Annotated in this window: 14 protein-coding genes; 10 read left to right on the forward strand and 4 right to left on the reverse strand. The window is 65.8% G+C overall.

The window, feature by feature from the left end; genetic code table 11:
* Positions 1–3 precede the first annotated feature (3 nt).
* From tpiA to SLQ33_RS12270, 5 genes are all read left to right on the forward strand, one after another.
* Positions 4–789 carry a triose-phosphate isomerase gene (tpiA, locus tag SLQ33_RS12250; RefSeq protein ID WP_319454103.1) on the forward strand — a complete coding sequence of 262 codons (786 nt, stop codon included), beginning with the start codon at positions 4–6 and terminating at the stop codon, positions 787–789.
* 30 nt (positions 790–819) lie between these two features.
* On the forward strand, positions 820–1,056 hold the full coding sequence (secG, locus tag SLQ33_RS12255) for a preprotein translocase subunit SecG (RefSeq protein ID WP_319454104.1): 237 nt from the start codon (positions 820–822) through the stop codon (positions 1,054–1,056).
* Positions 1,057–1,073: 17 nt separating this feature from the next.
* Positions 1,074–1,481: a hypothetical protein gene (locus tag SLQ33_RS12260; protein ID WP_319454105.1), complete on the forward strand. Its 408-nt coding sequence runs from the start codon at positions 1,074–1,076 to the stop codon at positions 1,479–1,481.
* Between the two features lie 196 nt (positions 1,482–1,677).
* Positions 1,678–2,739 (forward strand): GGDEF domain-containing protein, encoded by a 1,062-nt coding sequence (locus tag SLQ33_RS12265; RefSeq protein WP_319454106.1) that lies wholly within the window; start codon positions 1,678–1,680, stop codon positions 2,737–2,739.
* Between the two features lie 229 nt (positions 2,740–2,968).
* The gene (locus SLQ33_RS12270; RefSeq protein WP_319454107.1) at positions 2,969–3,235 is read left to right on the forward strand and encodes a hypothetical protein; all 267 of its coding nucleotides are present in this window, start codon (positions 2,969–2,971) and stop codon (positions 3,233–3,235) included.
* Positions 3,236–3,412: 177 nt separating this feature from the next.
* Here the strand turns inward: SLQ33_RS12270 and SLQ33_RS12275 are convergent, their stop codons facing one another.
* From SLQ33_RS12275 to SLQ33_RS12290, 4 genes are all read right to left on the reverse strand, one after another.
* On the reverse strand, positions 3,413–3,883 hold the full coding sequence (locus tag SLQ33_RS12275; protein WP_319454108.1) for a cupin domain-containing protein: 471 nt from the start codon (positions 3,881–3,883) through the stop codon (positions 3,413–3,415).
* A 20-nt stretch (positions 3,884–3,903) separates the two neighbouring features.
* On the reverse strand, positions 3,904–4,767 hold the full coding sequence (locus SLQ33_RS12280; protein ID WP_319454109.1) for a DUF2182 domain-containing protein: 864 nt from the start codon (positions 4,765–4,767) through the stop codon (positions 3,904–3,906).
* Positions 4,755–5,336: a DUF1326 domain-containing protein gene (locus tag SLQ33_RS12285; protein WP_319454110.1), complete on the reverse strand. Its 582-nt coding sequence runs from the start codon at positions 5,334–5,336 to the stop codon at positions 4,755–4,757. Before SLQ33_RS12285 ends, SLQ33_RS12280 begins: the two co-directional genes overlap by 13 nt.
* A gap of 223 nt (positions 5,337–5,559) precedes the next feature.
* On the reverse strand, positions 5,560–6,723 hold the full coding sequence (locus SLQ33_RS12290; RefSeq protein WP_319454362.1) for an alpha/beta hydrolase family protein: 1,164 nt from the start codon (positions 6,721–6,723) through the stop codon (positions 5,560–5,562).
* Positions 6,724–6,904: 181 nt separating this feature from the next.
* On the opposite strand from SLQ33_RS12290, the gene ppc reads away from it, so the two are divergent.
* From ppc to SLQ33_RS12315, 5 genes are all read left to right on the forward strand, one after another.
* Entirely contained in the window at positions 6,905–9,700 is a 2,796-nt protein-coding gene (gene ppc / locus SLQ33_RS12295) for a phosphoenolpyruvate carboxylase (protein ID WP_319454111.1), read from the forward strand.
* Between the two features lie 96 nt (positions 9,701–9,796).
* Positions 9,797–11,020 (forward strand): DUF1214 domain-containing protein, encoded by a 1,224-nt coding sequence (locus SLQ33_RS12300; RefSeq protein ID WP_319454112.1) that lies wholly within the window; start codon positions 9,797–9,799, stop codon positions 11,018–11,020.
* Entirely contained in the window at positions 11,017–12,162 is a 1,146-nt protein-coding gene (locus SLQ33_RS12305) for a sulfotransferase (RefSeq protein ID WP_319454113.1), read from the forward strand. The genes SLQ33_RS12300 and SLQ33_RS12305 overlap by 4 nt, the downstream gene beginning before the upstream one ends.
* Positions 12,162–12,839 carry a TetR/AcrR family transcriptional regulator gene (locus SLQ33_RS12310; protein ID WP_319454114.1) on the forward strand — a complete coding sequence of 226 codons (678 nt, stop codon included), beginning with the start codon at positions 12,162–12,164 and terminating at the stop codon, positions 12,837–12,839. Before SLQ33_RS12305 ends, SLQ33_RS12310 begins: the two co-directional genes overlap by 1 nt.
* Before the next feature lie 7 nt (positions 12,840–12,846).
* Positions 12,847–13,650: an SDR family NAD(P)-dependent oxidoreductase gene (locus tag SLQ33_RS12315; RefSeq protein WP_319454115.1), complete on the forward strand. Its 804-nt coding sequence runs from the start codon at positions 12,847–12,849 to the stop codon at positions 13,648–13,650.
* The last annotated feature ends 15 nt before the right edge of the window (positions 13,651–13,665 follow it).

The raw sequence follows: 13,665 nt of genomic DNA on the forward strand, positions 1-13,665 counted from the left end.
CCTGTGTCCCGTAAACCGCTGATCGCGGGCAACTGGAAGATGAACCTCAACCACTTCGAGGCCATCGCGCTGGTGCAGAAGATCGCATTCTCGTTGCCCGACAAGTACTTCGACAAGGTCGACGTGACGGTCGTGCCGCCGTTCACCGATCTGCGCAGCGTTCAGACGCTCGTCGACGGCGACAAGTTGCGGCTGACGTACGGGGCGCAGGACGTTTCGCAGTACGACTCCGGCGCCTACACCGGCGAGATCAGTGGGGCGTTTCTGGCCAAGCTGGGATGTACGTACGCCGTCGTCGGGCATTCCGAGCGGCGTACCTATCACCACGAGGACGATGCGCTGGTGGCCGCCAAGGCTGCCGCAGCGCTCAAGCACGGCCTGACGCCCATCGTCTGCATCGGCGAAGGACTCGAGATCCGCGAGGCCGGCGACCACGTCGCCTACAACGTCACGCAGCTCAAGGGTTCGCTTGCCGGGCTGTCGGGCGAACAGATCGCGAAGGTCGTCATCGCCTACGAGCCCGTGTGGGCGATCGGCACCGGCCGGGTGGCCAGCGCCGCCGACGCGCAAGAGGTGTGCGCCGCCATCCGCAAGGAGCTCGCCGAGCTCGCGTCGGTCGACGTCGCCGCATCCGTTCGGGTGCTGTACGGCGGCTCCGTCAACGCAAAGAACGTCGGGGAGATCGTCGGCCAAGAGGACGTCGACGGCGCGCTGGTGGGCGGAGCCTCGCTGGATGCCGAGCAATTCGCCGAGTTGTCCGCCATCGCCGCAGGTGGCCCGCTTCCTTGATTTGGGCCAACGCCCGGTAGGCTGGCGGCCATGTATTTGGCGTTGCAGATCACCCTTATCGTCACCAGCCTGTTGGTGGTGTTGCTGGTGTTGCTGCACCGGGCCAAGGGTGGCGGCCTGTCGACGCTGTTCGGCGGCGGTGTGCAGTCCAGCTTGTCGGGCTCGACGGTCGTCGAGAAGAACCTGGACCGGCTGACCTACTTCGTCGTCGCCATCTGGGTCGTCTCGATCGTCGCCGTCGCGCTGCAGATCAAGTACGGCGTCTAAGCAGCCCGGGGGGCTACGTGGCCGCGCCTCAGCCCCATCCGCAGCCCGGCGAGGGCTTCGTCATCACCACTGCGCGCAACCGCGCGTCCGCATTCCTGCAATGGCCGTTCAAGCCGACCATCTTGGTCAACGGCCAACCATTGCCCGCCCCCGTGTGGGGCCGCAACGTCGTGCCGGCCCCGCCCGGGCAATACCAACTTCTCGTGACCGGGCCGTACTATTCCCCGAGCGAGTTGGGCCCGCTTACCCTGCAACCCGGCCAGTGGCTCGAGCTCGAGTACAGGCCGCCGCTGGCGAAATTCGGCACTGGCTTGCTCGGCCCGCCTCCTCAGCGCAGTAAGAGTCAGCCCGCGGTGATCTGGGTGACGGCGATCGTCGCGTTCTTCGTTGCGCTGATCGTCATCGTGCTGCTGGTCGCCTTCTGAGCCCAGGGCGAGCGGACACAGTGTCTGAGGATCGTGACGATCCGGCGGTCGACAAGTAGCCCGCCTTCAATGTTGGCTAAGAACCGGCAGCTAGAGTCGTGGATCTATGTTGGCAATATTCGGTCGAGGGTGGGGTGCCAGCGAATATCGGTTCGCGACCGGCGCCTTGCGCGAAGGCCGCACGGTAAGGCCATTCATGGGGTTCATCGGGGCGTCCTGCGTGCTTCTGGCCGTCCTCGGCGTCATCGTCCAGTTCCATCCGGACGGCCCGCACGGAGTTGCCGCGCGTTGTGTGCAAGTCGCCGTTCTGATGTCCGCCGCGCTGGTCGGGTTGCGGTGGTTGCTGGGTCGATGGCCGAGCCATGCGTACGCGGTGGCATACATCGCCTGGGCGGACTGCGCATTGGCGGCTACCGCATTCACCATGTCGACGCCGGAGGCACGGGTGTGCACCACGTTGTACATGGCGATGCTCGGCATTTTCGCGTGCTTCATCCTTGGTGTGCGAATCCTCATACTGCACTGTGTGTTTGGTGCGGCGGTCATCGGTGCGATCGTCGGCTTGGCGATGCTGTCCGATCCGGCCGAAGGATTCCGATTGTTCGTCTTCTATATGCCAGCGCTGGCCTGGGTAGTCATGGCGCCAGTGGGCGCCGTCATCCTGATCGAGCGCGGACGTCTTGCGATCGGCAGAACCGCCCGGTCCGCCCACTACGATCCGCTGACCGGCTTGCGTAACCGGCGCGGTATGTACTTCGCAGTCGAACGGACCCTGGCCAGACGAACGGATTCCGCGACGGTCGTGATGGCGGTATGCGATGTCGACCGATTCAAACAACTCAACGACCAGCTGGGTCACGCAGCCGGTGACGCCGCGCTGATCGCGATGGCACAGCAACTGAAATCCATCGCTAAGCACGACGAGATCACCGCGCGGATCGGTGGTGACGAACTCGTCCTTGTCGCGTTCCCTGACGAGTCCGGCGCGGTGGACGACCTGCTGCAGCGGTTCGTCTTGTTGACCCGCGTCGACGTCGAGGGGGCCGCTCCGACGGCGAGTGTCGGCATCGCATCGAACACCACCGACGACCCGCACTTCTCCGTTGATGACGTGCTCCGCCATGCCGACGCCGCTATGTACGAGGCCAAGCGGGCTGGCGGCGGCAGCTGCGTCGTCTACCGGGGGCCGGCGATGGCGTCCACCACGGCCGCAGTGGCAGATAGCCGAAACGACCCCGTTGAGCTAGCTCGACCGTGAAACCTGGTGCAGTCTTAACGAAATTGGACTCAAAGCCCCACGCGACCCAGACCGTGTACAGGCCCCACACCTCTGAATCCTTCGTCGAGACGAAATCACCAAGAAGCAACAGCGGGGCGCGGACCTAGCATTTCCCGCAGCGCACAATGACGCGACGCGAGTCGTCGACCCGTACCGGCGCAGGGGTCTCCCTCGAACCTGGCCAGCCACCTCAGACAGGAGCCCCAGAGTGGACAAGGCACGACTCAGGGAGAACGCACGAATCGTCCGCACACTGCGCGAGGAAGTCGGAGCGGCGGCGAAGAAGGTACACGAACGCACCTTCAAGGAGGTGCTGGAGAAGATCGAGGACGCTCGCGCCAAAGGGGAGAAGCCGGACTTCGAGGTCGACGACCAGGTTTCACTCGATGAAGCCAGACAGGTTCTGCTGTGGAATCTCGCGCAAGCCTTTCTGGACCTCACCGAGGAAATCGCCGGCGACATCGACCAGGATTAAGCCAAATCGGCGTCCCAGATCGCGGCCAATGCGCTGACCTGATCGAGGGAACTGGCCGAAAGGGTTCTCCGCGAAGTGCGGCGGACGGGTGACTCGAACTGGCAAGGACAGGCGTAGTCGCAGTTGCAATTGCTGAACTCGACTCCTTCGATGTACCAATCAATCTGTGCGACGGCCCTATACCTTCATGTCTAGCCCGTAGCGCGCGCCCACCGTCGCCATCCGTTCGAGGAATTCGGGCGACGGCGGACCGTCAGGTGTCGGTGGCAGGCCCGCTTCGGGCGCGGGTTCGCCGACCTCGAGGAAGTATTTATCGATGCCTCCCGGGGTGTAGGCGATGATCACCCGTGCCTTGGATGTCGGTTCGAAGTTCTCGACGGTGCCTGCGGGGATGTGGATGACATCGCCCGCGCTGGCATCAAATGTCTGATCGGCGATGTGGTAGCGCACGGTGCCCTCCGCGATGTAGACCGTTTCGCCGCCGAGGTGGGTGTGCGGTGGCGGGCCCGAGCCGACCGGCAACTCCATCTCCATTACGGTCAGCTCGCCGCCGCTGTCCTCGCCGGAGACCCGCACCGTGTACCGACCGCCCAACATCCAAATCGCTTGACCAGTACCCGTTTTCGTCACAACTGCGTTCGCAACCATTTCATTCCTCCTTCGTGAGTTCACATGTCGACCATCACCGAGTGATCGTCCCTAGGTGTGGGGATTGTCAGGCCGGGAACCTTGTCGGGTACGAGTGCAACCGAAATGCCAAGGACCAGTAGCAGAATGGCAATGCCCCGGTTCGCGACCACTCTCCACGGCAGCAGCTTCTCGATCGCGATCAGCGCGGCGATGAATGCCATCCACCCGACACTCATCACTCCCAACGCGAACAGCGCGGCCATCAACGCCCAGCAGCAGCCGACACACCAGAACCCATGCTCGATGCCCATCCGAAGTGCACCCGTGCGGCCGCTTCGCCACGACGTCAGCAGGAACAGGAACGGATCGCGGCACTTGGTGAGACATGTCTGCTTCACCGGGGTGAACTGATACACGCCGGCCGCGATGATGACCCCGCCGGCAAGGTATCGACCCGTCTGGTCCCATGTGATGCCGCCGAGGTCGGCGGCGCGGGCAGCGGCAAGCACGGCGTAGAAGCCGAGCCCGGTCGCCGTCCAGGTAGCCAGGTAGCCGGCGACGAACACGATCGTCGCCCCGACCGCGACGGGCAGGCCGCGCTCGCGCTTGCCCCGCTGAATTCGCTCGTAGGTCAATACCATCGGCGCGATCGACGGGAACATCATCGCGGCCATCATCACGACCCAGGTGGCGAGGTAGAACCCCAACACTCCGGGGTCGGTACCCGGGCCCGCGTCCATCCCCGCCATGCGCCGGTCGGTGACCGCCCAGCCCACGATCGCAAGCCCGAGCAGCAGTGCGATCAGGACGAGCCTGGCGAGCTGCGGCAGCGGGGGAAACCGGACTGCCTGATCAACAGCGCTGCTTGCCGGCGTGGGCGCGTCTTCTGCTAGCTCGCCCACTCGAACTGCGCTGCCTCGCCGTAGCTGGCTTCGAACGACTCACCGAGCACGCCCGATCGGCCAGATGACTTGCCCAGGGTGAATTCCGGGGCGAAAGCGAAGGAGGCGTTGCGCACAGTGGTGACGTTGCCGTCCTCGCCGCGATAGGCGGTGAAATTGACCTCGGTCTCGCCGATGGTGGCCGACGGCTCCTGCCCGTCGGAGAATCTGATCGCAGCGCGCTCGGCACCGAGCCACTTCTCTGTTAGTCCGGCGAACGCCTCGAACATGCCGCCCGCTTGGCCGCTGAAGATCCGTTCCAGGGCCGCGGCCTGATCGTCTGAGGCGGCGTTGTCGATGACGAGCCCGAGCCGCAGTCGGCCGTCACTGATCTTGCCGGGCGCGGAGTAGCTAAGTACGACCTTGGTACCTGAGAGATCGGTGGCCTCTAGCGAGCCGCTGGCGATGGTCATGACGATCAGCCCGTGGCATTGGCCGTCACGACCGGTTGGTTTCTCGTCGACCGCGCACGGACAGATCTGCGTGCAATCGCAATGCCCGACGTATGTTCCTGCTAGTTGGAAGCCCATTTCGTCCTCCTCGATAGGCGTTGTTCCCCGCCATCGGGCAAATCGATCTGCGCCGACTCGATGCGGGCCAACGTCCGAGGTCTGGAGCCCGGCCGAGACCGATGAGCACCCGATTGACAACGAACCAACAAGTCGATGCTAGAAGCATTGCGACGAGATCGGAAGGGGTTGCGCAAAGCTTGGCGGGTTTGCGGTTCTTCCAGCGGCGCCGTTCACCCGCGCACTAGTCGTCGGCGAACGCTTCGCGCAGAAAGGGCGTGGAGTCGACCAGCGATGCGAGCACTGTGCCGCTGTGGTCTTCTTCGGGATAGACGTGCAGGGTTACGTTCTGGTTGTTGGCGACCAGCTGGTGATAGAACGACAGTGTCGACTCCGGTGGCACGTCCCGGTCGAGGAGACCGACACCGAGGAAAATGGGTCGGTCGAAACCGGTGGACGGGGTTCCCATGAAGGCGTAGAGCGCGTCGGCCATGCCGGGAATCGAGTTGAGGGGCGCGGTGAAGAATGCCGCTGGCGTCAGGGCGGCGAGTTCATCGGCAAGGGCCAGGGTACAAACGGTTTCGGCACGGTCGGCCGCATTCAGTCCGGCGGGACTGAGCACGCCGTTGATGTCGAGGTCGGGTCGTGCCTCGCGCAGCGCGGCCAGGATGTAGGCGGTGTAGGCGTTGGCGATCGGCCCAAGCTCGGGCAGCTTGAAGTCTGGGCCGGTCTGGTTGACGAGCTTGTCGATGTTGGCGGGGGTGCCGGTCGCAACCACTCCTCGGTAGTCCAGACCGGAGCCCTGGCTGAATTCGGTGGCCCAGCGAGCGCTACCGATGGCGGCGCCGCCGCCCTGGGACTGACCGACGATCGCCCATCTGGGTGACAACGGCAGCCCCATGTCGTGCGCGGCGATCACGGAGTCGATGACGCCGTGGGCGGTGGTCACGCTGTTGAGGTAGCTCATCAGGCCGGGTGTTCCGAGGCCGGCGTAGTCGCTGGCGACGACGGCGTAGCCTTCGCCCAGCCAGTGCGACAGGTACTCATCATCGCGCGGGGTACGAGGCAGCGCGGACGGGGTGCAGTCGTCGCCGAGGCCGACGGTGCCGTGCGCCCACGCGATGACCGGGAACCCGCCTTCAGGTGCCGGGCCGGGTGGCAGGAACACCGCGCCGGTGCTGACCGCCGGCTGGTCGTGCTGGTTGACCGTGGAGTAGAGCACGCGGTACGCGGGGCCGGCGCCGGTAAGCGACAACGCGGGATCCAACGGCACCGACGAGACGGTGGTTCCCTGCGGAGGTATCGGGCCGGCGAACAGGCGCGCATCGAGCCCCGACCAGTCCGGCACGTCGGCACCAGCCTTGGCCATCGGAAGAACCGAAAATGCCAACACGAACAGCACCGACATCCACGCCGTCGGTCGCCGCAATCGCACGGCCAAGTGAACCAGACGACCAGGCGTTCGTCTATGCGTTGGTTTGTGAGAGGAACACGGCCACGCGGTTGTGGCTGGTCGGATGCCGACCACGACGGCGCAGGGCTGACGTCCTCGTTCTGCGCCCATGACGGCGGACGCCGATAATCGACCCATGGCAGACGGTCCGGACGTAGCGCTGGCGCCCATCGGTTCGGTTCGCCGCACTCAGGTGGGACGCGAGGCGACCGAACCGATGCGCGAGGACATTCGGCTGCTGGGCGCCATCCTCGGCGACACGGTGCGGGAGCAGAACGGGGAGGCGGTGTTCGACCTCGTCGAGCGGGCCCGCGTCGAGTCGTTCCGGGTGCGCCGTTCGGAGATCGACCGGGCCGAGTTGGCCAACCTGTTCGACGGAATCGACGTGCACGAGGCGATTCCGGTCATCCGCGCGTTCACGCACTTCGCCCTGCTGGCCAACGTCGCCGAGGACATTCATCGGGAGCGCCGCCGTGCTGTCCACGTCGCCTCGGGGGAGCCGCCGCAGCGCAGCAGCCTGGCCGCGACGTACCTGAAACTCGATACCGCGGAGCTGGATCCCGGCACCGTCGCCGACGCGCTGGTGGGCGCCCTGGTTTCGCCCGTCATCACCGCCCATCCGACGGAGACCCGCCGCCGCACGGTGTTCGACACCCAGCACCGCATCACGGAGTTGATGCGGATGCGCCTGTACGGCCACACGGAGACCGACGACGGTCGCAGCATCGAGCTCGAGCTCCGCCGCCACATCCTGGTGCTGTGGCAGACCGCACTGATCCGCTTGTCCCGGTTGAAGATTCAGGACGAGATCGAAACCGGCCTGCGGTACTACCCGGCGGCCTTCTTCGAGGTGATCCCTGCGGTCAACGCCGACGTCCGCTCGGCGTTGCAGGCCCGTTGGCCCGACGCCCACGTGCTCGAACAGCCCATCCTGCGGCCAGGCTCTTGGATCGGCGGCGACCGCGACGGCAACCCGAACGTCACGGCCGAGGTCGTCCGGCTGGCCACCGGTAGGGCGGCCTTCACCGCGCTGGCCCACTACTTCGGTGAACTGACCGCACTGGAGCAGGAACTGTCGATGTCGGTGCGGCTGGTGAAGATCAGCGACGACCTGTCGGCGCTGGCCGACACGTGCACGGAACCCGCCCGCGCCGACGAGCCCTACCGTCGCGCCCTGCGCGTCGTTCACGGTCGGCTCACGGCGACCGCCGCCGAGATCCTCGACCGCCAGCCCGAGCACGAGCTCGACCTCGGCATGCCGGCCTATCGGACGCCCACCGAACTGCTCGTCGACCTCGACATCATCGACGCGTCGCTGCGCGCCAACGGCAGCGCGGTACTGGCCGACGACCGGCTGGCTCGGCTGCGGGAAGCGGTGCGCGTCTTCGGGTTCCACCTCTCCGGGCTGGACATGAGGCAGAACTCCGAGGTTCACGAAGAGGTGATCGCCGAGCTGCTGGCTTGGGCGGGCGTGCATCCCGGCTACCGGTCGCTGTCCGAAGCTGACCGCGTCGAGGTGCTCGTCGCGGAGCTGGCCACCCGGCGCCCGCTCGTCGGCCCAGGCGCCGAACTGTCCGAACTCGCCGAGAAGGAACTCGCCATCGTGCACGCCGCAGCGAGAGCGGTGGAGGTCTTCGGTCCGCAGGCGGTGCCCAACTACATCATCTCGATGTGTCAGTCGGTGTCCGACATGCTCGAGGCGGCGATCCTGCTGAAGGAGGCGGGACTGCTCGACGCGTCCGGAGAGCATCCGTACAGCCCGGTGGGCATCGTGCCGTTGTTCGAGACCATCGACGATCTGCAGCGTGGGTCGGCGATTCTCGAAGCGGTGCTGGACCTTCCGCTGTATCGCGGGTTGGTGCACGCGCGTGGCGAGCATCAGGAGATCATGCTCGGGTACTCCGACTCCAACAAGGACGGCGGTTACCTCGCGGCGAACTGGGCGCTGTACCGCGCCGAGCTCGACCTGGTCGACTCTGCGCTCAAGACGGGAATCCGGTTGCGGCTCTTCCACGGTCGCGGGGGCACCGTGGGCCGCGGCGGCGGCCCCAGCTACGACGCGATCCTTGCCCAGCCGCCCGGCGCGGTGAAGGGCTCGCTGCGCATCACCGAACAGGGTGAGGTCATCGCAGCCAAGTACGCCGAGCCGCGCGTCGCACACCGCAACCTGGAGACACTCGTCGCCGCCACTTTGGAGTCGACGCTCTTGGACGTCGAAGGGCTCGGCGACACAGCGGAACCGGCGTACGAAGTGCTCGACGAGCTCGCCGCGAAGGCCCAGCGGGTGTATTCCGAATTGGTCCACGAGACACCCGGTTTCGTCGACTACTTCAAGTCGTCCACGCCGGTGAGCGAGATCGGCGCGTTGAACATCGGCAGCAGGCCCGCATCCCGCAAGCCCACCACCGCGATATCGGATCTGCGCGCCATCCCGTGGGTGTTGGCCTGGAGTCAGTCGCGGGTCATGTTGCCCGGCTGGTACGGCACCGGCACGGCCTTCGAAGAGTGGGTCGCCGAGGGTGACGGCCGGCTGGAGGTGCTGCGCGACCTCTACGTGCGGTGGCCGTTCTTCTCGACCGTGCTGTCCAACATGGCGCAGGTGCTGGCCAAGGCCGACATGGGGCTAGCGGCGCGGTATTCCGAGCTGGTTTCCGACGAGGCCCTGCGGCACCGGGTGTTCGACAAGATCGTCGCCGAGCACGACAAGACCATCGCGATGCTGAAGCTCATCACCGGTCAGGACGACCTGCTTGCCGACAATCCGGCACTTGCGCGTTCGGTGTTCAACCGGTTCCCGTATCTCGAACCGCTCAACCACCTGCAGGTGGAGTTGTTGCGCCGCTACCGTTCTGGCGACGACGACGAACTGGTTCAGCGTGGCATCCTGCTGACGATGAGCGGGCTGGCCACCGCGCTGCGCAACAGCGGCTAGGTCGAACTCATTGACACGACCCTCGGTCGGTGTCACAGTGCTTATAACTGAAAACGGTGTTTTCACTTTGGCGACGTCGACGAAGACGGGGTTCGCATGACCGACGGGCACAACCCCACGGCGTGGCTGCCATTCTCGATCGCAGAGGCGGCGATGCAGGGCGGTGGTGACGACGCGGACCTGGCCGGGGGGTGGGCTCGTCTTCTTGATCGGTTGAAGGCGGCCGAACTGCTCGTCGCCTCTGACCCCGTGAATCGCAATCGCGTCGACTACGCGGCCGGGATGCGCCACCTGATGGTGTTGCTCGCGGTGGGCCTCGACGAGGCGTTGAGGGTGGACCCCGATCCCATTCTCGCGGTGGAGCGGACCAGCACCGACGACGTCCTGACCTGGGGCATGGAATGTCCGGATGGCATCTACCTGCGGGCCACGTTGCGCGGTGGCGAAACGTACCGGTTGTTCGGAAGTCGCGGCACCGCACGGTACGTCGGTCTGCAGACGATGGACGGCATCGCCTCGACGACCAACGTCCTCGTCGACGACCTCGACGTAGCCGGGGATGGCACCTTCGAGGCCATCATCTCCACCGACGCGCACGAGCGGAACTGGCTGAGGGTCGACGGCGGTCATCCGACGCTGATCGTGCGGCACTTCTTCTACGACTGGGACAACGAGGTGCCATCCTCGCTCCGACTCGAACGCGTCGGCGACGAAGTCGCGCCAGCGGACCGCTCGGTCGAGCTGGACGTGGCGGTGTCGCGCCAGCTGTATGCGTTGGGTGAGTTCGTCCACGACAACCTGAAGTTCTTCCTGGACTTCAACGCAGGCCCCCCGGTCAATGGGTTCATGCCGCCTATCGATCGCACCGCCATGGGTGCGGCGGCCGAGAACCGACCGGTCATCGGCCGTTGGGAGTTGGAACCCGACGAGGCGCTCATCCTCGAAGTCGAGCCACCCGAGGGCGTCTATTGGAGCTACTCGCTGGGCAATCAGTGGTGGGAGACAATCCATTACGGGCGCCGGCAGTCGAGCCTCAACGGTCATCAAGCGAACGTCGATGCCGACGGGGTGGTACGCGTGGTCATCTGCTCGCGAGATCCGGGGATCGCGAACTGGCTAGACACGGCGGGACACAGCAACGGGTCGATGATCCTGCGCTGCGTGCGCACCGAGAGCGCTCCCGTTCCACGTTCGCGGCTGGTGAAGTTCGACGACATCGCCGCCGCACTGCCCGCGGACACCAAGACGGTCACCGCCGCCGAGCGAGCCGCGGTGATCGAGGCGCGCCGCCGCGCCGTGCACGAGAGGTTCGCCAAATGAGTTTCTCTCCAGATGAATTGGAGGACGGGGCGCGAGCGGCGACGGGCCTTGATGACTTTGGCAGCGCCTACTACCGCGAGGGTCTCGAGCGCACCGCGGATGCGCTGAACACCGAAGCCGGACTCAACGACCTGGGCAACGTCATTCAGCACGCCACCATCAGCAACGCGCTCATCCAGCGGTTGCGGATCGAGGACACGTACAGGCAGCATCCCGAGATCGATGGCGAGGTGATCGGGGGACCGGTATTCGTCATCGGACTACCGCGCACCGGGACCACCGCATTGAGCCAACTCGTGGCGGCCGATCCGCAGTTCCGGTCGCTTCGGACCTGGGAATCGCAGGCCTGCACGCCGCCACCCGAGGCCGCTACCCAGCACTCCGATCCCAGGATCGCCGCAGCGGCCGAAGGTATGGCGATGATGGACGAGATGTTTCCGCGCATGCGGTCGATGTACAGCTCGGAACCGGAGGCGGCGACCGAGTGTCAGGATCTGATGGGAATGAGCTTTCGCACGTTCCACTTCGACGGCGTGGTCCGCGTGCCGGGGTACCTGTCTTGGTTGATGCAGTGCGACATGCGGGAGACGTACACCTATCACCGGCGGGTGCTCAAACTCCTGCAGTGGCACTGCCCGCCGAACCTGTGGCATCTGAAGACCCCGGTCCACATGTTCTCCCTGGACGCGCTCGTCGAGGCTTACCCCAACGCGAGATTCCTCTGGAGTCACCGCGATCCGGCGAAGGTGCTGGCATCGGTGTGCAGCCTGATCCACTATGTCCGCAGCTGGAGTAGCGATCGTGACGACGCCGTGGAACTCGGTGCCGAACAACTGACTTCGTGGGCGGAGGCCGTGCGACGTGCGATGGACTTCCGCAAGCGCTTGGGTGACGACCGGTTCGTCGATGTGTCGTTCGCCGACCTGCAGACCGACTCCGTCGCCACGATCGAGCGCAGCTATGACCAACTCGGACTGACCTTCGGCGACGACGCCCGCATGCGCGTCGCCGAATGGGCACGCGGTCACGCGCCCGGCTCGCGCGGTGAACACGCCTACGACCTCGCCGACTACGGCCTGACGCCACAGAGCGTGCGGGAGCGCTTCACCGAGTACCTCGCGACGTACGACGCGAGCGCCTGATGAAGAAGCAATCCACGCGGCCGGGCCGGAAGCTCGACCCCGACCCCCGGGTGCGCAAGGCGATCGTCGCGGCTGCCACCCAACTGATCCGCGACGACGGTGTGCGCAGCCTTGGCGTCGCCCAGGTGCTCGACCGCGCAGGCCTCGGTACGCGCGCCTTCTACCGGCACTTCCAGTCGAAGGACGAACTCGTCGCCGCCGTGTTCCTCGACATGGCTCGGGTGGAGGCGCGCAGGTTGAGGAAGCGGATGGTCGCCAACTCCGATCCGGTGGATGCGGTGGTCGCATGGATCGACGCGCGGCTCGACCTCGCATTCAGTGCGGAGGTGACGTCCGAGCTACGGAAGCTGTCTCTGGAGGCGCAGTCGCAGATGTTCGCGGCACCCGAGCTCGTCGGCGCGGCGTACGGCGAGATCCTGACCCCGCTCGTCGAGCAGCTCGAACGAGGCGGCCAGCTGGGCTCCTTTACCGACATCGATGCCACCGCGCACGCGATGGCCATTCAGGGCGCGGTGTGGGCCAGTACCGAAAGGCAGTGGGCCACCGGCGATCACGATCGACGAGACGTTCGACGGCACGTGCTGCGATTCTGCCTGCGAGGGCTGGGCGTCGCTCCGGAGTCGATCGCCAAGATCGTCGCCGCCGACGACCGGCCCGCCGTGCAGCACCACCGATAGGAGCGACATGGATCTGGGCCTGGCGGGATCAGCGGTCGTCGTCACCGGCGGAAGCAAGGGGATGGGCCTGGCGATCGCCGAAACCCTTGCGGCCGAAGGGGCCCGCGTCGCGGTAATGGCAAGAGGGCAGGCCGCGTTGGACTCGGCCGTGGAGTCGCTGTCGTCCGCCGGCGCTCCAGATGCGGTTGGAATAAGCGTCGACATGAACGATGGTGCCTCGATCGCCTCGGGGTTTGCCGTCGTGTCCGAGCGGTGGGGCGAATTGAACGGCCTGGTCCACACCATCGGCCCCGGCGACGGTCACTTCGAGGAGCTCGACGACGCTCAGTGGGAGGCGACGTTCGCACTGGGCACCATGTCGGCAGTACGGTCCATTCGCGCGGCACTACCGTTGCTGCGTGCGGCCGAGTGGGCCCGCATCGTGACACTGTCGGCACACTCCATCCAACGCCAGAACCCTCGGATCGTCGCCTACACCGCCTCGAAGGCGGCGCTGAGCAGCGTCACCAAAAACCTGTCGAAAAGCCTTGCCATGGAAGGCATTCTGGTGAACTGCGTATGCCCTGGCACGATCGTGACGGCGAGCTTCACCGAGAATCTGAAGGACGTCCTGGCCGCCGACGGACTCGACGCGACCAATCCCGTCGACGTGATGACGTGGATCGACGACAACTTCCATCAACCATGCGACCTCGGCAGGGCGGGGCTTCCGGAGGAGATCGCGTCGATCACCGCTTATCTGGCGTCGCGGCGCAACGGCTACGTCACCGGGGCCACCGTGAACGTCGACGGGGGCTCGGACTTCATCTGAGCCGCCGGCTCAGGC

Source organism: Mycobacterium sp. RTGN6, assembly GCF_033804605.1.
Lineage (GTDB): Bacteria > Actinomycetota > Actinomycetes > Mycobacteriales > Mycobacteriaceae > Mycobacterium.